The organism is Pedobacter sp. FW305-3-2-15-E-R2A2 (assembly GCF_038446955.1).
GTDB lineage: Bacteria > Bacteroidota > Bacteroidia > Sphingobacteriales > Sphingobacteriaceae > Pedobacter.
The window spans coordinates 5,591,384-5,613,127 of the sequence record NZ_CP151803.1 but is presented as its reverse complement, the minus strand read 5'-3'; the positions used below and the strand labels follow the sequence as shown (position 1 = coordinate 5,613,127).

The 21,744-nt window shown below is 43.8% G+C and carries 16 protein-coding genes; 14 read left to right on the top strand and 2 right to left on the bottom strand.

Going from position 1 to position 21,744, the window contains the following annotated elements; genetic code table 11:
* Positions 1-165: 165 nt before the first annotated feature.
* The 6 genes from AAFF35_RS22720 (at position 166) to AAFF35_RS22695 (ending at position 9,083) form a co-directional block, all read left to right on the top strand.
* Positions 166-3,600 (top strand): pyruvate carboxylase, encoded by a 3,435-nt coding sequence (locus AAFF35_RS22720; protein WP_342328840.1) that lies wholly within the window; start codon positions 166-168, stop codon positions 3,598-3,600.
* Between the two features lie 96 nt (positions 3,601-3,696).
* Entirely contained in the window at positions 3,697-5,076 is a 1,380-nt protein-coding gene (locus AAFF35_RS22715; protein ID WP_342328839.1) for an arginine decarboxylase, read from the top strand.
* Positions 5,077-5,139: 63 nt separating this feature from the next.
* Complete coding sequence (locus AAFF35_RS22710) at positions 5,140-5,535, top strand: hypothetical protein (protein ID WP_342328838.1); 396 nt, start codon at positions 5,140-5,142, stop codon at positions 5,533-5,535.
* Between the two features lie 117 nt (positions 5,536-5,652).
* Positions 5,653-6,522, top strand: a complete 870-nt coding sequence (locus AAFF35_RS22705; protein ID WP_342328837.1) for an AraC family transcriptional regulator — start codon at positions 5,653-5,655, stop codon at positions 6,520-6,522.
* A 181-nt stretch (positions 6,523-6,703) separates the two neighbouring features.
* On the top strand, positions 6,704-8,467 hold the full coding sequence (locus tag AAFF35_RS22700; protein ID WP_342333372.1) for a cbb3-type cytochrome c oxidase subunit I: 1,764 nt from the start codon (positions 6,704-6,706) through the stop codon (positions 8,465-8,467).
* Positions 8,468-8,543: 76 nt separating this feature from the next.
* On the top strand, positions 8,544-9,083 hold the full coding sequence (locus tag AAFF35_RS22695) for a DinB family protein (protein ID WP_342328836.1): 540 nt from the start codon (positions 8,544-8,546) through the stop codon (positions 9,081-9,083).
* Positions 9,084-9,104: 21 nt separating this feature from the next.
* On the opposite strand, the gene AAFF35_RS22690 is transcribed toward AAFF35_RS22695, so the two are convergent.
* Complete coding sequence (locus tag AAFF35_RS22690) at positions 9,105-9,479, bottom strand: hypothetical protein (protein WP_342328835.1); 375 nt, start codon at positions 9,477-9,479, stop codon at positions 9,105-9,107.
* 49 nt (positions 9,480-9,528) lie between these two features.
* Positions 9,529-10,224, bottom strand: coding sequence for a LytTR family DNA-binding domain-containing protein (locus AAFF35_RS22685; protein ID WP_342328834.1), 696 nt, complete (start codon positions 10,222-10,224; stop codon positions 9,529-9,531).
* 503 nt (positions 10,225-10,727) lie between these two features.
* Here AAFF35_RS22685 and AAFF35_RS22680 point away from each other — a divergent pair.
* From AAFF35_RS22680 to cslA, 8 genes are all read left to right on the top strand, one after another.
* Positions 10,728-11,192 (top strand): hypothetical protein, encoded by a 465-nt coding sequence (locus AAFF35_RS22680; RefSeq protein ID WP_342328833.1) that lies wholly within the window; start codon positions 10,728-10,730, stop codon positions 11,190-11,192.
* Positions 11,193-11,359: 167 nt separating this feature from the next.
* The gene (locus AAFF35_RS22675) at positions 11,360-11,932 is read left to right on the top strand and encodes an insulinase family protein (RefSeq protein ID WP_342328831.1); all 573 of its coding nucleotides are present in this window, start codon (positions 11,360-11,362) and stop codon (positions 11,930-11,932) included.
* A gap of 160 nt (positions 11,933-12,092) precedes the next feature.
* A complete protein-coding gene (locus AAFF35_RS22670; protein ID WP_342328830.1) occupies positions 12,093-12,686 on the top strand; it encodes an alpha-ketoglutarate-dependent dioxygenase AlkB in 594 nt (197 codons plus the stop codon).
* 114 nt (positions 12,687-12,800) lie between these two features.
* Positions 12,801-13,406, top strand: coding sequence for a TetR/AcrR family transcriptional regulator (locus AAFF35_RS22665; protein ID WP_342328829.1), 606 nt, complete (start codon positions 12,801-12,803; stop codon positions 13,404-13,406).
* Positions 13,407-13,467: 61 nt separating this feature from the next.
* On the top strand, positions 13,468-13,899 hold the full coding sequence (locus tag AAFF35_RS22660) for a DoxX family protein (protein ID WP_342328827.1): 432 nt from the start codon (positions 13,468-13,470) through the stop codon (positions 13,897-13,899).
* Between the two features lie 138 nt (positions 13,900-14,037).
* Positions 14,038-18,102, top strand: a complete 4,065-nt coding sequence (locus tag AAFF35_RS22655; RefSeq protein ID WP_342328826.1) for a two-component regulator propeller domain-containing protein — start codon at positions 14,038-14,040, stop codon at positions 18,100-18,102.
* 76 nt (positions 18,103-18,178) lie between these two features.
* Positions 18,179-19,609, top strand: coding sequence for a sulfatase (locus AAFF35_RS22650; RefSeq protein WP_342328825.1), 1,431 nt, complete (start codon positions 18,179-18,181; stop codon positions 19,607-19,609).
* Positions 19,610-19,625: 16 nt separating this feature from the next.
* On the top strand, positions 19,626-21,737 hold the full coding sequence (cslA, locus tag AAFF35_RS22645; RefSeq protein WP_342328824.1) for a chondroitinase-AC: 2,112 nt from the start codon (positions 19,626-19,628) through the stop codon (positions 21,735-21,737).
* The last annotated feature ends 7 nt before the right edge of the window (positions 21,738-21,744 follow it).

Here is a 21,744-nt window from a genome sequence, read left to right as displayed (position 1 = left end):
TCTGTTCAGGTATGTGACAACAGGTTTCCCTTTTACCCCTATTTGGAAGGAATGTTTATTTGGATAGTGTACTTTTTACAAGATAACTGCTTGATAATAAAATGATTTTAATAGTGTTGGTTTAACTGGAATGTGATATTTTTGATACAATCTACAACCAAATTTATGAACATTAAGAAAGTACTGATTGCCAATCGGGGCGAAATCGCGATCCGTATTGAACGGGCATGCAGTGAACTAAACATCCAGACCGTGGCAGTTTATACTTATGAAGACAGGTATTCCCTCCACCGGTACAAGGCCGACGAAGCTTACCAGATCGGGGCCGATCATGAACCTTTAAAACCTTATCTCGATATCAAAGGGATAATTGCGATGGCAAAATACTGCGGAGCAGATGCCATACATCCCGGATATGGGTTTTTATCGGAAAATGAGGATTTTGCTGCGCAATGTGCAGAGAACGGCATTGTATTTATCGGTCCCAGACCGGATGTGATGCGGGCATTGGGGGATAAGGTTACGGCAAAGAAGGTAGCCAAAACCGCGGGCCTGCCGATTATTGAAAGCAATGAAGTGGAGCTCAAGACCATTGAACTGGCTTTAACTGAAGCCAATCGAATCGGTTATCCTTTAATGATCAAGGCCGCTTCGGGTGGCGGCGGACGGGGAATGCGCATCGTACAAAATGATGATCAGCTGAAAAAGAGTTTCTTCGAAGCCAGGAGTGAAGCAAAGAATGCTTTCGGTGATGATACCGTCTTTCTGGAGAAATTCATCAACCGGCCGAGGCATATTGAGGTGCAGATTGTGGCGGATAACTATTCTGAGGTGGTCCATTTGTTTGAACGTGACTGCTCCGTGCAACGCCGTTTTCAAAAAGTCGTGGAAGTGGCACCTTCTCTGAATTTAAGTCAGCAGACCAGGGATCAGCTGTATCATTATGCCACCTCGATTGCAAAAGCCGTAAAGTATAATAATGTAGGGACGGTTGAATTCTTAATTGACGAGCAGGAAAATATTTATTTTATTGAAGTAAATCCCCGGATTCAGGTGGAGCATACGGTGACAGAAATGGTGACCGGGATTGACCTCATCAAAACCCAGTTGTTCATCGCCGATGGTTATCACCTGGCCGATGCCGAAATTGGGATTAAAAGTCAGGAGGCGATCCGTTGTAATGGCTTTGCCATGCAATGCCGCATCACGACAGAAGATCCTGCCGATGATTTTAAACCTGATTACGGCACTTTAATCACCTATAGAAATGCCACCGGATTTGGCATCAGGCTGGATGAGGGAAGTACCTATCCCGGGATGAAAATCAGTCCGTTTTTTGATTCTATGCTGGTAAAAGTGAGTACCAGCGGCCATACACTGGATGATGCAGCCAGGAAAATGCACCGGGCACTGAGAGAATTCAGGATTCGGGGAGTGAAAAATAATGTGCAGTTTCTGGAAAGCCTGATCAGCCACCCCACCTTTGTACAGGGAAAGGCAACCGTTAATTTTATCCAGGAACATCCGGAGCTTTTTGAATCGAAAAGGAGGCTGGATCGTGGAACGAGAATTCTCACTTATCTGGGGGAGGTTTCTGTAAACGGGAATCCGGATGTCCGTGAGGTAGATGAAAATAAACGGCTTGAAAAGCCAGTCGTGCCGGTAGTAGATCGTGCCGATTATCCAAAAGGGACCAAAGACCTGTTAACAGAACTGGGACCGGAAGGCTTCTCTAAATGGCTGAAAGCAGAAAAGAAAATACATTATACCGATACGACTTTCCGGGATGCCCATCAATCTTTGCTGGCCACCAGGATGCGTACCTACGACATGCTCAAAGTGGCGGAAGGCTTTGCCAAAGACCATTCCCAAACTTTTAGTATGGAAGCCTGGGGTGGGGCAACCTTTGATGTCTGCCTGCGCTTTTTACATGAAGATCCCTGGAGGCGACTGGAAAAATTGCGTGCTGCTATGCCCAATATTTTAATTCAAATGCTCATCCGTGGTTGTAATGGTGTGGGCTATGCGGCTTATCCTGACAACCTGATTGAATCTTTTGTAGAGAAGAGCTGGGAAAAAGGCGTAGATATTTTCAGAATCTTTGATTCCTTAAACTGGATGGAAAACATTGCGCCATGCATAGAAATGGTCCGCAAAAAGACAAAAGGCCTGGCTGAGGGCGCATTGTGTTATACGGGAGATATTCTGGATCCGAAACGCAGTAAGTATAACCTGGAATATTATCTAAAGATGGCGAAAGACCTGGAAAATGCAGGAAGCCATATTTTAGGCGTTAAAGATATGTCAGGTCTGTTGAAACCTTATGCCGCTAAAATTTTAATTGAAGCGCTTAAAGACACGGTTAAAATACCGATTCATTTACATACACACGATACCTCTTCCTTACAGCCTGCCACTTATCTGATGGCCATTGAAGCAGGAGTTGATGTGATTGACTGCGCGTTGGGTGCCTTGTCCGGCAGCACGGCACAGCCGAACTTTAATGCCATCGTAGAAATGATGCGTTTCCATGAGCGTGAAAACCCTTATGATATCAAATCTTTAAACGCCTATTCGAATTATTGGGAAACCGTAAGGGAATATTACTATCCTTTTGAATCCGGACTAAAAGCCAGCTCTGCTGAAGTGTTTGAGCATGAAATTCCCGGGGGACAGTACTCCAATTTAAAACCCCAGGCGATCGCGTTGGGATTGGGGGATAAGTTTGAATTGATTAAACAGCGTTATGCCGATGTCAATGCCATGTTTGGCGACATTGTGAAAGTGACTCCGAGTTCGAAAGTGGTCGGGGATATGGCCCAGTTTATGGTGGCCAACGACATTAGTCCTGAAGACGTTTTTGCCAGAGGAGAACAGCTTGCTTTTCCGGAATCTGTGGTTTCCTTCTTTATGGGAGAGATCGGCCAGCCTGCGGGTGGTTTTCCGGTAGCCTTACAACAGATCCTGCTGAAAGGCAAGACTCCTTTTACCGACCGTCCGAACAAGCACCTGGAGCCACTGCATCTGGAAGCAGAATTTGAAGCCTTTAAGCAGGAGTTTGGAGATGATTTAACCTATACCATGTACCTGGCTTACAAGTTTTACCCTAAAGTAACCGCGGAAGCGATCCGGGTGTTCAGGTTATATGGCGATGTTTCCGTCATTCCTACGCAGTACTTCTTTTATGGAATGAAGCCGGGAGAAGAAACAACGATAGAAATTGCGAAGGGTAAAACCTTGCTGATTCGTTTGCTTTCCATTGGCCCGCCAGATGACAAAGGAATGCGTACGGTTTTCTTTAAGCTGAACGGGCAGACCAGAAATATCGAAATTCAGGATAAAGCAGTGAAGGTAACGACTGCAGAAAACCGTAAGGTAGATAAGCTGAATCCGGCACATATCGGCTCTCCGCTGCAGGGGCTATTGTCGAAGGTTTTTGTTAAAGCAGGGGATGTGGTCAAGAAAAATCAACCGATGTTCATGATTGAAGCAATGAAAATGGAGTCCAATATTGCGGCAATAGCCGATTGTGTGGTGAAATCGATTGTGCTGAAGGAAGGTACGATTGTCAATACCGATGATCTGGTACTTGAAGTTTAAAGACAATCTCGGTTTAATACCAATTTCAGTCCGAAAAACACCAGTAGTTTACCTGGCTTCAGTTTTACTTTTGCCATCCCAAAAAAAGGGATGGCTATGGAGAACTATTTGGAATTTATCAGCGGACACACTGCGCTGGAAAATGCTGGTTTTGAGACTACGGATGATGCCCTGCATTTCCATGGGATAAATTTACTGGAGGTAATTGAGACGTATGGAACACCCTTGCGTTTCACTTACCTCCCTTCGATCAGCGAAAAGATCCGAAACATGCAGGCCCTTTTTCAGCTTGCAATGACCGCTGAAAAATACAAAGGCAGCTATACTTATTGCTTTTGTACGAAGAGTTCTCATTTTAGTTATGTGCTGAATGAGGCGCTCAGCAATCCCATCGGCATTGAAATTTCTTCTGCTTTTGACATTCCTTTGCTCAGTGCATTACTGGATTCCGGTAAAATGGATCAAAATACGCTGGTCATTTGTAACGGATTTAAAACCGCAGCCTATCAGCAGGGGATTGTCGCGCTGATCCGGGCGGGAAACCGGAACATCGTTCCCATTCTGGACAATAAAGATGAATTTCATTACTATACCGAACATATAGATCAGCCGCTAAAACTGGGGGTCAGGATTGCTTCTGATGACCGGCCAACTTCCCAGCTGTATACTTCCAGACTGGGGATCAGAAGGGAAGAGATCCTGGATTTTTACCGCAGCAAAATAGAAGGAAGGACGAACTTTAAATTGACTACCCTACATTTCTTTATCGATTCTGGTATTTCTGATTCCCGTTTTTACTGGGAGGAGCTGGATAAACATGTTGCGTTATATTGTAAACTCAGCCAGATCAATCCCTGGTTAAGCACATTGGACATCGGTGGCGGAATGCCTTTTATGGATTCTTTTGATTTTAAATTTGACTACCTCGATTTTGTAACGCGCATTATCCAAAGGATTAAAGCGGTTTGTCAGGTCTATGGGGTGGCAGAGCCGGATCTGATCACCGAGTTCGGGAAGTATACTGTTGCAGAAGCCTCCGGCATTGTCTACAAGGTGCTGGGCCGCAAGCAACAGAACCACAATGAAAAATGGCTGATGCTGGATGGCTCTTTCATCACCAGTTTGCCGGATACCTGGGCCATCGGACAGCAATACCTGTTGCTGCCAGTGAACAACCTGGAAAGGGAGCAGGAACAGGTTTACCTTGGCGGGATGACTTGCGATGGGGATGACTATTACCATTCCGGGCACGACAAAATCTTTATGCCCAAGACAAGAAAAACACAGTACATCGGTTTTTTCCATACCGGAGCTTACCAGGAGGTCCTGAGTGGTTTTGGAGGAATTCATCATTGTCTCTTGCCGGGACCTAAACACATTCTGATCGACCGGAATAAGGATGAAACCTTGAATTACCGGGTCTTTGCAGAGGAGCAAAACAGCAAGCAGGCGCTGAAGATTTTAGGATATATTTAATCTGTACCATTAATACCTTGATTAATACCCATCGTTGGCTTTAGCGGACGCTAATTTTGGAAGATGAATCATCTCGCTGGTCATAGTGTTCTCTTTCTGTCTGCTTTTGCACCTGCCGTTATTTTTATAAAGCTGGCGATAGACAGGTATAACAGACTATTATCAGAAAATGGGGATTCCTCTAAAAAAGAACCGCTGGAAAATCACATCAGGATGCATTTTCAGTATGTGAGGAAAGAAATGGTGGTCATCGGCAGGGGCAATGAGAAAATAGAGGGGTATTTTGAAGCCTATCCCAATGGGGAGTATTTCTTTTACCTTTCTGATCATACCGAACTCCTTCGTTTAAGAAAAGACCATTTTGGCTGGGCATTGGTTTGTATTTCTGATGAAGATGAGCGCAAGCATAAATTTGTAATGCCCCTGATTCTTTACCTCGAAGCAAGGTTGTTTAACTGAGTTCAAAAGGTCATTAAGTACCGTTTTTAGTGTTTTAAAGGATCTGTCGGTAATAAGTACCATTAAACGGAGGTTTAATACCGCTTTTCGCAGGTTTTAACCTAATAACTTTGTGGCATGATAAAACAGATTCCGGTTCTCGACTGCTGTACCTTATCCGGTTATAAAGAGGATGAACTGCTGGTAGATCATCTTGCCAACTACCTGCACCAACACAGCAGCCTTGCCTTTCCACACCGGCATAATTTTTACCATCTGGTTTTGTTTACTTCCGGATCGGGCACACATTCTATCGACTTTACCCGCTTTGAGGTACGGCCAATGCACATTTATTTTATGGTTCCCGGGCAAATCCATACCTGGGAATTTGAAGGGAACCCTGATGGTTATGTGATTAATTTCAGCAGGGAATTCTTTCAGTCTTTATTGCTGAGGCCTGATTTCTTAAATGGCTTTACCTTTTTGAATGGCATTGCACAAGATGGTGCTTTTCAGATTCCTGCTCATCTGGAAGCAGAAATGACTGCTTTTTTTGAGCGGATCTATGAACAGGTAAACCGGGAGAAACCGCTGCAAAAAGACCTGGTGAGTGTGATGCTGCTCTATGTATTCATGAGGATGGAACAACAACTCAGTCCTGCCGAAAAACACAAATTCCCGGTTTACAATTATACCCTGCTGCGGAACTTTCAGAAATTAATCGAACAGCATTTCACGAACCTGCGGCTGCCCAAAGATTATGCAGACCTGTTGTACATTACGCCCAATCACTTAAATGCCTTATGCAAGGAATACCTGGGGATGCAGGCAGGAGAGGTGATCCGGAATAGAATCCTGCTGGAAGCAAAACGGCTGCTGGTGAGTCAGGACATGACCATTTCTGAGATTTCGGATGAGCTGAGCTTTAACGACAACTCTTATTTTACCAAGTTCTTTAAAAAACTGGTAGGTATGACGCCCGAAGAATTTCGAAAGAACAAGGCCTAATCTTGAATCTACACCATATTATATGAGTTTGCTACCATAGATTAAAGTTCGTTTAAATGACTTTTGCAGGGTATTTATATTTTATCCATCAATGCATACAGAAGTCACAAATTCCAGTGCGGAACTCCAGGAACATCCGCAATCCTTTATCCGAAAATATATCTTTAGTACGGACCATAAAATGATCGCCAAGCAGTTCCTGATCACTGCGATCTTTATGGCGGTGATTGCCATGCTGATGTCCGTTCTTTTCCGGTTACAGCTGGCCTGGCCGGACAAAGAATTTCCCATTCTGGAAGTGTTATTGGGAAACTGGGCGGAAGGAGGACGCATCAAACCGGACTTTTACCTGGCCATGGTGACCATCCATGGAACGATCATGATCTTTTTTGTGCTGACCAGCGGATTGAGCGGAACCTTTAGTAACCTGCTGATCCCTTTACAGATTGGCGCCAGAGATATGGCTTCTCCTTTGATGAACATGCTTTCCTATTGGTTTTTCCTGGTTGCCTGTCTCGTGATGCTGGGTTCTTGTTTTGTGGAAACAGGGCCTGCAAGTGCAGGATGGACGGTTTATCCGCCATTGTCGGTATTGCCCAAAGCGATTTCCGGCTCAGGATTGGGGATGACCCTTTGGCTGGTCAGCATCATTATCTTTATCATCTCCGGAGTGATGGGGAACGTTAACTATATCAGTACTGTGCTGAACATGAGAACCAGAGGGATGAGCATGTGGCGGCTGCCGTTGACCGTATGGTCACTTTTCCTGACTGCGGTGATGGCCTTATTGTCTTTTCCGGTATTAACCGGGGCGGTGATCCTGCTGATCTTTGACAGAAGTATGGGGACCAGTTTCTACCTTTCTGATATCGTGATGGGTACCCAGGTATTGCCGAATGAAGGTGGATCACCGATTCTGTGGCAACACCTGTTCTGGTTCCTTGGCCATCCGGAAGTATATATTGTGATCATGCCGGCATTGGGGCTCACCTCGGAAGTGATCTCTAACAACGCGCGGAAACCGATCTTTGGATACCATGCGATGGTCTATTCCCTGATCGGAATTGTGATCTTATCCTTTATCGTATGGGGGCATCATATGTTTGTGACGGGGATGAATCCCTTTCTGGGTGGGGTGTTTATGATCACCACGTTGATCATTGCCGTTCCTTCTGCGGTAAAGACCTTCAACTATCTGGCTACGCTATGGAGGGGAAACATCAGGTTTACACCAGCTATGATGTTTGCGATTGGCTTGGTTTCTTTCTTTATTTCAGGAGGGATGACCGGGATTTATCTGGGAAATGCAGTCCTGGACATCAACCTGCATGATACTTATTTTGTGGTTGGCCATTTCCATCTCGTGATGGGCTCAGCAGCCGTATTTGGGATGCTGGCAGGAGTTTACCATTGGTTCCCGAAAATGTTCGGGCGGATGATGAATGAAAAATTAGGCTACCTCCATTTCTGGGTTACTTTTGCCTGTGCATACCTTGTTTTCTTTCCCATGTACTTTTTAGGATTGGACGGCGTGCCGAGAAGGTATTATGCTTTTACAGAATTTGAATTCATGCAGAAATGGATGTCGGTCAACGTGTTGATCACCTGGGCTGCCATCATTGCAGCACTGGTACAGGTGGCCTTTCTGTATAATTTCTTCTATTCTATTTTCAGAGGTAAGAAAGCAACGCAAAATCCATGGGATTCCAATACCCTGGAATGGACTACTCCGGTAGAACACATTCATGGAAACTGGCCTGGAGAGCTGCCGGTGGTTCACCGCTGGGCTTACGATTACAGCAAGCCCGGACATGAGGAAGATTTTATCATGCAAACGGTTCCTTTTTCCCAGACGATGTCTTCCAATCAGGCACATGACCTGGAAAACAATGCAGAGCTGATGGCGATTCAGGAGGAATACGAGCGGCAGCAAAAAAATCTTTAGATTTTTTAATTTACACTGCCATAAGGTTGTCAGTGTCGTATCTTTAATTTGTAGTAGAAAACAAACTCAATAAATTATGACACCTGACCACCTTAACACCGCAACAGCTACAAATGCAATCACTTATTTAATGAGGAATTATGTGGCTTATAACGCCTGGGCAAACACCACGCTGATCAATTGGCTGAGAACTTATCCTGAAGAAGTATTGGAGAAAGAAGTGCGGTCAAGCTTTTCAGGCATTAAACCGACCATACTTCACATTTGGCAAACACAGGCGTACTGGTTGTCGGTGATTAAAAAAGAAGCCTTCGAGCCGGAGGCTGAATTCCAGGGAACGATAGAAGATGCTTTTGTGACGCTCATTCAGCAGTCTGAAGAATTCTCCAGTTATGTGAATCAAATGATGGCAGAGTCCATTGAAGAAAATAACCTCGTGGTCAATCCATGGTTTAATTGTGACTTCGCCAACTTTGAATACATCCAGCAGGTGATGAACCACAGTACTTACCATCGGGGACAGCTGACCACGATTTCACATCACCTTGGCTTAACCGGTGCACCGATGACGGATTATAATTATTACAATATCTACGGTAAGAAAAAAGACAGTTAATAATTGTCATTGTTCCATTCTTCAGGCATAAGAATGGAGCAATTCAATGGCTTCCGCTCTTGCGGTATTGCAGACCTTATCAATGGTTTCGATATGACGTCTAAGAACTTTGTAAGCGGATTCCAATGCTTCCAGTGCCTCCAGTTCAACCTTTAATTTGGTTTCCAGTCCCAGGATGGAAATACTGGGTAGCATATAATGTGCACTTTGTTTCACCTTGCTGAAGTCGCCGGCAGCAAAGTGCTGCTTTAATAAGGCCAGGTCCTGGGGAATTTGCTCCACGAAAATCTGAACAATTTCTTTTTCAAAGGCTTTGTCGCCATTGCTGATCTGCTCGATATAACTGAGGTCAATGAGTTGGTAACTTCCAGCGGTATAGGGAGTTTGGGACGACATTTTATAAGGGATGAAATGTACAGTTACCGAGCAAAAAATAAGCCAATTATCAAAGAATCTGCATTCTTTTATTAAGTGTGGCGCGGTAGGCATCTGAAACAGGAACCAGATTTTTGTTGATGATCAGCGTACCACCTTCGAGGGTATCTATTTTACTGACATTGATGATAAAGGATCGGTGTACTCTAAGAAAGACACTTGCCGGCAACTTTTCCTCTACAGATTTTAAGGTCGTGTGGATGTTGTAAAATTGATTCGCTACATAAATTTTTACATAGTCTCCCTGGGCTTCCAGATAGAGGATATTGTCCAGTTCCAATCTTCTGACGGTACCAGAATCTCTTATAAAGATGAAATCTTCTTCTATAAGGTCCAGTGGTAAGATTTTGGTTTTCTGGAATTCCCTTGCTTTTTCTACAGATTTTAAAAACCTGACTGTAGTTACCGGCTTGGTGATAAAATCGATCACGTCCATGTCGAAGGCATCGGCGGCGTAATCTCTGTTTGAAGTGGTGAAAATAATGAGCGGACGTTTTTGTCCCAGGCTTTTGGCCAGTTCCATTCCCGTCATTCCGGGCATTTCTATATCCAAAAACAACAAGTCAATAGGCTGTTCCAGGATTTTGATATAAGCTTCGGTTGCATTGCTGCATTCACCAACCAATACTAAAAGGGGATCCAGGCTAATCAGTTTTTTGAGCGTAGTCCGGGCAATTTTGTTATCATCAACAATTAAGCAATTCATCGGGATTTCGTTAACCTATACTAATATAATTATAATAGATCGGAAAATGAAAGAGTCAAAAGCCTTGTTCACCGTTCATTTTATCCTTTCTGTCGATTCCCCCTTCCTGTTCGCTTAAAAGGGTTTTATCTTTGATTTATCAACCCATAAAAATAACCAGAAAAGCATAAACTGACGAAAAAATATTGCTGAAAACAATGACATGAGAAAATAGCGAAAGCATTTGACAAATAGGGAGAAGTGGGGGAAGATTTGCAGGTGGTTTAAATACTTAGGTATTTATTCCATCTGCATTGTTGTTTAAAAGGCATTCTATTCAGAGAATCTCAACGATGGCAATCCGGAATCTGCCTTTATAAATTATCAAAGGGGATAAACATCCTTTCACCGATCACTTTTGCCTTTCCGTCTATTCTGTCTTTCCAGCCTTGTAAAACTGGCATACCTTTGACTCATCAATTAAAAACATCGACCAAAAATACACACAACCTAAAAAACACAATATGAAAAACTTATTATTCATCATCATCGGCTTATTCACTTTCAGTAACATTCAGGCACAAGGGATCATGAAAGATCCGGTGAGCTTTAAACTAAAAAACGGCGTAGAAGTTATCGTTGCTGAAAACAATGGAATGGGCAAAGTCCTGGCCTCTGTTAAAATCGAAGGCGGACAGCTGGCGTCCAATACCACTATCACACTTGCTGATAACGGTAAAGACTTTGGACCTAAAGTAAACTTTGGTACTGATGAAGCAAATGTAGCTGCTGATGCAGAAGATTTTGAAAATGCTTTTTTAGCAACTGCTGAAGCATTGACATCTACGACCAGAAACCATGGAAATCTTGTACCCGCAAAAACATATATCACCATAGCTGGCGACATTACCCTTGCTCAGGCAAAAGTATTGGCTAAGAAAGCATTTGGCGAATGGAAAGAAAACAGTTCATCCGAACTGACAAAATAAGCTGGAGAGCGCAACAAAGTGCAGAGAGATTAGAGGGAGTGGATTGCAGGTGGTTTAAGTACCCAGGTATTTATCCCATCTGCATTGTTGTTTAAAGCGTAATCAATTCAAATATATCAACCAGAAAAACAGAATTAAAAATGATAACAATTAAAAAAGCACTCATAATGATGATAGGTGTATTCGCGTTCGGTAATATCGAAGCGCAGGTAACGATGAAAGATCCGGTAAGTTTTAAATTAAAAAACGGAATAGAGGTCGTTGTAGCGGAGAATATCGGAATGGGAAAAGTCTTCGCCTCTGTTAAGATCGAAGGAGAAGACCTGGACAGCAATGGTGCAGTATCTGGAGTATTAACGAACATTTTAACTGAAGGAACAAGTGTAAGAAGCAAAGCTGTTTTTGCAGGCAGCCAAAAAGAAATTGCCCCTAAAATAAGCGTGACTGCTGATGAAGCCAATGTGGCTGCAGATGCTGACGATTTTGAAAATGCATTTTTAGTTGTAGCATCTGCTTTGCAGGAGCCGGTAATCGATCAGATTATTTTAGATCAGGTAAACAAGACGACAAAACAGGCGGTCTCTTTAGCCGAAGTAACAACATTTTATAACAAACAGATCACACCTTCAAGAACTTATATCACCATTGCCGGTAACATCAGCCTTGCCCAGGCAAAAGCCCTGGCAAAAAAGGCATTTGGAGAATGGAAAGGAAATAGTGAAACTTCTATTGCAAGATAAGCAATCGGGAAAGCAAGAAAAAAAGAGATTCGTAGGGGAAGAATTGCAGGTGGTTAGGATACTCAGGTATTTTTTCCATCTGCATTGTTGTTTTATAGCAGGGGTGGATTTTTAGTTAAAATTGATTTATCTTTATGGAAAACTATTTTATAGTCATTCGATGTACCGAGATCATGTTAACCTCCTTCCGATTCCGGGAGAAGCCCTGTTCCTTCCAGGATTTTTTAATGAGGAAGAAAGCAATGAATATTTTAATGACCTGACCACTGGTGTCGCCTGGAAACAGGAACCCATTAAAATCTTTGGTAAAACTGTTATGCAACCCCGGTTCACTGCATTTTATGGAGACGAAGGGATCAGCTATAGCTATTCCGGAATTACCATGAATGCTTTGCCATGGACGGAAACGATGACAAAGATTAAAACCCGTATTGAAGAAAAGTACGATGCCAGATTCAACGCCTGTCTGCTCAACCACTACCGTGATGGGAGCGACAGTATGGGCTGGCATAGGGACAACGAAAAGAACCTGGGGAAATATCCCTTGATTGCTTCTGTCAGCTTCGGTGCGCACCGGATTTTTCAATTCAGGCGTTATGTAGAAAAGATCCCTATTATTTCTGTAGACCTGAGTCATGGCAGTGTGCTGATTATGAAGGGGGAAACGCAACATTATTGGGAACATCGTTTACCAAAAACAGTGCAGGTGACCTCCTCCAGAATTAACCTGACTTTCCGGCTAATTATTGATTAATAGCTGTGTTAAGCCTGATTATTTGTTGTATTTAAGTCAGAATTTCCTAAAGATTTTTTAAAATATAATTTACCCATTACTTTTGTTAACAGTGTTAACCAAAATTCATAGTCTATGGGAATTGCAGAACGTAAAATAAGGCAGAAGGAAGAATTTAAAGCAAGCATTCTTGAAGCGGCATGGCAGCAGGTCATTTCTGATGGCTGGCAATCTTTATCGATCCGCAAGATTGCGGATGCGATTGAGTATAGTATTCCCGTGATTTATAACCATTTTGAAAATAAGGAAGCGATCCTGCTGGAATTCACCAAAGAAGGATTTCAAAAGTTATCTGATACCCTTCAGGTGGTGAAAGACCAATATAAGGTTCCTGCCCAACAGCTGGAAGCGATGGCACATGCCTATTGGGATTTTGCTTTTGACCACAACGAATATTATCAATTGATGTTTGGCCTTGGCATTCCGGCCTGTGACCGGGTAAACCAGATTATAGAAATGAAGACTGCTACAGGCATCATGATTTCCACGATCAAAGAAGCGATTGCGCAAAGCAATCATCCGGAAGCAGACTATTTCCTGAAATACCATACCTACCTATCGATTCTCCATGGCCTGGTTTCTATTCAGATGATTCAGAAAGAAGGAAAACCGGATGCTTCAAAGAAAATGATTCTTCAGGATGCGATTTCAGGATTTATTATCTCCATAACGAGCAAATAAATTCATAGCTTTAACATACACCATTAATTAATAAACGATTCAAACTAAACAATCTACCTAGATGAAAAAATTATTCAACACCAATTTCAACCATGAAGGCATTCACTTTATGTTGCTGGTTCTGCGCGTTTCTATTGCTGTTTTTATGCTATTTCATGGCTATCAGAAATTACAAATGTTAACCGGAGGCGGGCCTATTCAATTTGGAGATCCAATAGGGGTGGGTGAGCCTGCTTCACTGGCATTGGCTGTTTTTGCAGAATTTTTATGTTCCATTCTGGTCTTAATTGGATTGGGCACAAGGCTGGCTGTCATTCCTTTGATCGTGACCATGCTAGTCGCAATTTTTATCATTCATGGTCCTGATGGTTTTGATAAAAAAGAAATGGCATTACATTATCTGGTCGTTTATGCTTTCCTTTTTGTTTCCGGAAGTGGAAAATATAGCGTTGATCAGATCATCAGCAATAACCTGAGTAAACGCAGACGCTAGTCTGCTTTTTTGAAAATACGCTTAATGTGAGAGGTCTACCCGCATAAGCGTATTTTTTTTGTATAATTGTCAGGACCTAACCAAGCTTTCCTGACCATCACCATGTCTAAGCACTTATTTATAACCTTAACAATTGTTTTGTTTTTTAATGCTGTGTTTGGTCAGTTTTCCTTTGATCATTTATCGGTTACCAATGGCTTGTCGCAGAGTACGGTTTTGGCCATCTGTAAAGACAGCAGGGGATACATGTGGTTTGGAACGAGGGATTGCCTGAACCGCTATGACGGTAAAAGGGTTAAAATATATAAAACACTGGAAAGCGATCCCGCCTCTATCAGTTCTGAAGATTATATCTATGCCATTACCGAAGACCGGCAAAAAAATCTCTGGATAGGTACTCAGAATGGGCTCAACAGGTATATCCCGGAAACCGATAAATTTGAGCGCATCATTTATAAGCCCGGAGATCAAAATGGTATCAGTGATAAAATTATCCTTTCCATCGCTGCGGGCACTAAAGGGAAAGTCTTGTTTGGTACCTACAACGGATTGAGCATTCTTGAAAATCCGAAAACCCGGAAATTCAGGAAATACTTTAAAAAAGACGGACTTGCGGGAAATACCATTTATGCTGTTTTTGAAGACAGCAAATCAAATATCTGGGTCGGTACGACAGAAGGACTGAGCAGGATGACACCTGAAAATGGTCGTTATGTTATCAGTTCATTTGTTCATGTTCCCTCCAGGGCAAACAGCATCAGTGGCAATTCGATCAAGACCATTGCCGAAGACCGGCAAGGGCGGATCTGGATTGGAACGGAGGCAGAGGGACTAAACCTCTTTGTTCCGGAATCCGGCTCATTTATCCGGTTTAAGCACGATCCAATGAGGAATGATGGGATCAGCAATGACATCATTCGTAAAATAATGCCTGGAAAAGATGGTCAATTATGGGTGGCGACCATGAACGGGTTGAATATCCTGGATCCGGTAACACTCCGTTTCAAGGGTTTTAAACATGATTCGGAGAACCGCAAAAGCTTAAGCGACAATTCGATCAAAGACATTTACGAGGATAACTATGGCTCTGTATGGATAGGAACGATGTTTGGCGGCGTGAATGTGACCCATCAAAATGCCGTGCCTTTTACCGTGTATAAGTATAGTAAATACAGGAACAGCATCAGTAGTGACATCATTAGCGTGATTGCAGCGGACGACAAAAAGAACCTTTGGATCGGGACGGAAGGGCAGGGACTGAACTATTTCAATACCAGTACCAATGAATTTAAGCAATACGTAAACCAGCCTTCGGATCCTGGTAGCCTCAGTTCGAATACCATTAAGGCCATTTATAAAGATCGGAAAGGACAGATCTGGATTGGCTTATTTCAAGGCGGACTGGAGTTGTTTAATCCGTCGACGGGGAAGTTTAAGCATTACAGGCACGATCCCAACAATCCGGCTAGTTTAAGCTATGGCTATGTGAGCAGCATTTCTGAAGACCATCAGGGGCGTTTATGGGTGGGTACTTCTTCAAAAGGACTGAACCTGTTCGATCCTGAAAAGCAAACCTTTTCGGTAATAACCGATTTACCTTCCTCAGGGTTAAGACTTAGCAGTAGTTATATTCGTTTCTCTTTTTCTGATAGCAAAAAGAATTTTTGGGTGGGTACGCCCAGAGGCCTCAATCTTTTGTCGCCGGGAGCCAGGCAGTTTAAAGTTTTTCTGAAAAGCACGGCCCATAAGGATAGCCTGCAATCGAATCAGATCAACTGTATTCAGGAAGATCATGATGGCAACATCTGGGTAGGAACGCATCATGGCGGCCTGAGTCTGTATCATCCGAAAACGCAGTCCTTTACTAGTTATAACAGGCAAAATGGCCTGGCCAGCGATAACATCATTGGTATTCTCGAGGACAACGAAGGGAGTTTATGGCTGAGTACCGACCGGGGGCTGAGTAAATTCGACCTGAAACAACGCTCCTTCAAAAATTACAACATCACCGATGGATTACCTGCAAATGAATTCAATTTCAACTCTGCCTATAAAGATGAAAAAGGGAAGCTTTATTTCGGCAGTTATAACGGACTGGTGGCTTTCACCCCAAGAGAGATAAAAGAGAATGAACACCTTCCCAAGGTTGATTTTTCTGGATTGAAGCTGTTCAATAAACCCGTTCTGGTGGGAGGACCGGATCAATTGTTAAAGCAGGACATCAGTAGCGTTAAAGAGATCACTTTCTCTGCCGATCAGGACATCTTCAGCATTGATTTCGTGGCTTTAAATTATATCCAGCCGGAGCGCAACAAATATGCCTACAAACTGGAGGGCTTTGACAAAGATTGGAACTATGTGACGATTCCTTCTGCAACCTATACGAACCTGCCGGCAGGGGAATATAAATTGCTGGTCAAAGGAAGCAATAATGATGGCGTTTGGAATGAACAACCTACCGCATTAGACATTCGGGTACTGCCGCCTTTGTGGGGCACCTGGTGGGCCTATTTGTGTTATGTGGTTGCGGTATCTACATTGCTTTACCTGATCTTTCGTTTCTTCCGCAGACAGGAGCGCCTGGAATCAGAGCTCTATTATGAGCACCTGAACAACGAAAGGCAACAGGAGCTTTATCAGATGAAGCTGGACTTTTTTACCAGGATCTCCCATGAAATCCGTACGCCGCTCAGCTTAATCTTCGCGCCCCTGGAAAAGCTGATCCAGATGAGTAAAGAAAATGAGCTCATCAACTATCAGCTGTCCGGCATTAAGAAAAATACAGACCGTTTGCTGCGTTTAATTACGGAGTTGCTGGATTTCCGGAAGATAGAAACAGGAAATGTGAAACTCCAGGTGAGGGAAAATGAGCTGATTGCTTTCTGTAGGCAGATTTTTAGCAGCTATGAAGGCCTTGCCGAACTCAAAAATATTACTTACCATTTTGAATCTCCGGAGGAGGAGTTATTGCTCTTTTTTGATCCGGCACAACTGGAGAAGGTCTGCTATAATATCCTGTCCAATGCTTTCAAATATACGCCCGACGGAGGGGAGATCAGCTTTTTTGCAGGAGTAGAAAACGGACAGGCAAAGCTGGTCATCCAGGATAACGGGATTGGAATTCCTGAGGAACTGCTGGATAAGATCTTCAGCAATTTCTATCAGGTGAAATCCGGGAAAATCAGTACGGAAGGTTGGGGCATTGGTTTGGCTTTGGTGAAAAACATTGTAGAACTTCATCATGGAGAGATTTCTGTTTCCAGTGAGCAGGCTACAGCGCAAGAAAGAGGACAAACCAGTCTGACGGTAAGGCTGCCATTGGGTTCCGCACATTTTAGTGCAGAAGAATTGGCGGTATCATCAGATCTGATTCCTTTTCCGGCAGCGCTGCCGGAAATTCTTTCCGCAGATGCCGGGAAAAAAGAAGGTGTTCCTGCCGGGGAAAAGAAATATACCGTATTGGTAGTGGAAGATAATGATGAACTGAGAGGGTTCATCCTTCAGTCTTTACAGCATACCTACTATTTACTGACCGCAGCGGATGGACTGGAGGGATGGAATGTCGCGATAGAAGAACTTCCTGATCTGATCATTAGTGATGTGACGATGCCAGGGATGAATGGACTGGAGCTATGTTCGAAATTGAAGCAGGAAGAGCGGACCAATCATATTCCGGTGATTATGCTGACGGCCATGGCTTCCCATCTTCATCAGGTGGACGGGTTGGAAGCGGGCGCAGATATTTACATCAGCAAACCTTTTAGCATACAGGTGCTGGAACTCAGTATCCGGAACCTGCTGCTTGGACGTGAAGGACTCCGGCAGAAATACAACAGGCAGGTTTTACTCATGCCGGGAAGAATCGAAATCACCTCTCCTGATGAGCAGTTTCTTGACAAGCTAATGAAGTTGCTGGAAGCGCATATGGAAGATCCGGAGTTTAACGTAGGAAGTCTGGTGGAGGAGATCGGGATGAGTCAGACGGTGTTGTATAAAAAGATCAAGGCACTTACGGGCTTGTCGATTACAGATTTTATCAAGTCTCAACGGTTGAAACGGGCCGCTCAGCTTTTGTCGGAACACCAGCTGAATATTTCTGAGGTGGCTTATGCAGTTGGCTTTAACGACAGGAAGTATTTTAGCAAAGAGTTTCGCAAGCAATTCGATGTGGCACCTTCGGAATATGCCCGAAAAACAAATTAGTCCCCCCTTTTTAACTGATTTTTCCTCTTCAATCAGCGAATTAAACTGAATATTTGATTTCTGTAGTAAAAGAATTATGAAGAAGAATCAATTGATCATCATGATGTTTAGCGCTTTGCTGGTTACGTCTTCAGTAAATGCGATGGGGCCGGGAAATCCTGCGCCCGGCAAACCTAAGCAAACAAAACCCAACGTGATTGTGATTGTGAGCGATGACGCCGGATATGCCGATTTCGGTTGTTATGGCGGAACGCAGATTCCCACACCAAATATAGATGCGATTGCAAAGCAGGGCATCCGCTTTACCGATGCCTATGTTTCTGCTTCTGTATGTGCGCCTTCCCGCGCGGGTATTTTAACAGGCCGCTATCAACAACGTTTCGGCTTTGAACACAATACTTCTACCAAAGTTGCGGCAGGATATCAGCTCAGCGATGTCGGAATGGATCCCGCAGAAAGGACGATTGGAAATGAGATGCAGGACAATGGCTATAGAACGATTGCCATCGGAAAATGGCATCAGGGAGAAGAACAGAAACATTCCCCTTTGCGCAGAGGTTTTGATGAATTTTACGGTTTTACAGGTGGACACCGGGATTTCTTTGCCTATAAGGGGCCGAGAAAGAAAGAATACGCCCTGTACGATAACCAGAAGGAGGTTCCGGAGCAGGAAATCACCTACCTCACGGACATGTTTACCGATAAGGCATCTGCTTTCATCGCGAAAAATAAAAGCAATCCTTTTTTTATGTACTTGTCCTATAATGCGGTTCATACCCCTATGAATGCGAGGGCAGATTTGATGGAGCGCTTTGCATCAATTCCGGATAGCGGAAGAAGGGCTTATGCCGCAATGATGACTTCTTTGGATGATGGCGTAGGCGCTGTACTGAATGCGATTAAAGCAAATGGTCTGGAAGAAAATACGATCGTCGTTTTTATCAATGATAATGGAGGTGCAACGGTAAACTCTTCCGATAACGGAATTTTGAGAGGAATGAAAGGTTCCAAATGGGAAGGTGGAATCCGGGTAGCCATGATGATGAAATGGCCTGGGCACATCGGGGTCAATCAAACAGATCACCGGCCTGTAATTTCCCTGGATATCCTTCCTACAGTACTTGCTGCGGGCAAAGGCAAGCAAAAAGGACTAAAGAAGCTGGATGGTGTAAACCTGCTTCCTTATCTGACATCGGGCAATAAAGGGAAACCACACCAGGCCTTGTACTGGAGGAGAGGCGTTGCTGCGGCCATCAGGTCAGCCTCCTGGAAACTCATCCGTGTGAAAGATAAAGTGCTGCTCTTTGACCTTAGTCAGGACATTTCTGAAAACAATAACCTGTCGGAGAAGTATCCGGCGAAAGTGAAAGAACTACTGGCCATGCTTTCCCATTGGGAAAAAGGGCTCGATCAGCCGCATTGGTACAGCAGTTACGGCGACGAAAACCAGCTCATTAAACACCGCATGGACCTGAAAGGCCGTGAAATGGAAAGACTTTACCCATAATATAAATCCTAACCAAATGAAGAAATTATTAGCCTGCTGCAGCTTGTTTTTATTATTGCTGATCCCGGAACTTACGAAAGCACAATCCGCTCAACCTTACGATACGATCATGAACAGGATCGTGCTGGATCTGGTAAAGCCAGTTGGGCAGCTGGATGAGCCGGCAACCAGAAATTTAAAAGCTTTAGGAGCTGATGGAAGCTGGAAGGACATCGATTATAAAGACACCGCCATTACGAATTGGATCCCTGGCGATCACTTGTTGAAATTGCAAACGCTCATTCAGGCTTACATCACTAAAGGGAGCCGCTATTATCAGGATGATCAAATGTTTCAGGGGATTTCCAATGCTTTCAGTTATTGGTATGCTACCGATCCTAAAAGCAGCAACTGGTGGCACAATGAGATTGCGACTCCCCAGGCTTTGGGGGAGCTGCTGATTCAGATGCGTGTTGGAAAGAAACAACTGGCAAAAGCTTTGGAAGGATCGTTAATAGCGCGCATGAAACGTGGTAATCCGGAGAAAAAGACCGGAGCAAATAAAACAGACATCGCCCTGCATTATTTTTACCGTGGGTTATTAACGCGGGATCAGTCGCTGATGACATTGTCTACCAGGGAATTGTTTGAGCCAATTAGGTTTGTTCATTATAAAGAGGGGCTCCAATATGATTATTCTTACCTCCAGCATGGGCCACAGCTCCAGATTTCCAGTTATGGTGCCGTATTTATTGCCGGTGTTTTAAAACTCGCAGGATATGTAAGAAATACCCCTTATGCACTTAGCGAAGATAAACTTCAGCTGTTCTCTAAATACTATAGAGATAGCTATTTGAAAACGATTCGCGGAAGCTATATTGATTTTAATGTGGAAGGGCGTGGCGTAAGCAGGCCCGGTATTTTAAATAAAAAAGGAGAGGCTAGCCGGCTAAAAGTAGCGAAGCTGATTGATCCTAAACATCAGCAGGAATGGGAAAGTGCCATTGCGAGAACGGAGGGTACTGTTGGGCCGGAAGTTCAGATTGAACCTTTACACCAGCAGTTCTGGAATGGAGATTATACCCTTCATTTGCGTCCCGGTTATTCTTTTAATGTGCGTATGGTGAGCAACAGGACGAAGCGAAGTGAGAGTGGAAACGGAGAAAACCTGTTGGGCAGAACCCTGGCAGATGGGGCAACAAACATCCAGGTCCGAGGGCCGGAATATGACAACATCATGCCAGTTTGGGAATGGGATAAAATCCCGGGAGTGACGGCCAGAGATTATCCTGCAGATCGTCAGATGACTAAATTCTGGGGACAAGAAGGAAGTAATGCCTTTGCAGGCGGGGTTTCCGATAAAACCTATGGCGCAAGTGCCTATGCTTTGGATTACGATAACTTATCGGCAAAAAAATCATGGTTCTTTTTTGATGAGGAAGTGGTATGCCTCGGTGCGGGAATCAATAGTCCTGCTGCGGAGCCGGTAACAACCACTTTAAATCAAAGCTGGTTAAATGGCGCGGTAAAAACTTCTTCAGACCGGCTTCCACTGGGAGCAGGAAAGACCTTGAATTTAAAAGGCAAAGCTCAGGATTGGATCTGGCATGATGGCATTGCCTATGTTTTTCCTGAGGGCGGGGATTTCAGCCTGAGTACTGATCTGCAAAAGGGCAATTGGTTTCAGATCAACAACTCACATCCTAAGAAAGAATTATCTGGAAATGTATTTAAGCTGTGGATCAATCATGGAGCGAAACCTGTAAATGGTAAATATGCTTATATCGTGTTGCCTGGTGTAAAAGCGGCAGAAGATATGAAACAATACGACCCGGGCCGTGTGCAGGTGATTGCCAATACCGAACTGCTTCAGGGCGTGTATCATCAACAGCTGGACATTGCTCAGGCGGTGTTTTATGAGGCAGGAAGTATCAACTTTCCATCCTTCTCCATAAAAACAGATAAAGCATGTATCCTCATGGTTAGAAATGTAGCCGGGAAAAGGTTAGTTTATGTAACCGATCCTCTGCAGAAAGAGAAAACCATCTCGTTGAGCCTGACCGACTCAAAAACGGGAAAGGTTGTCCGTGCTGAAGTTGCTGTTCCGCAGGCTGAAATGGCTGGATCTACGGTAATGGCTGTTTTTTAACTGATTG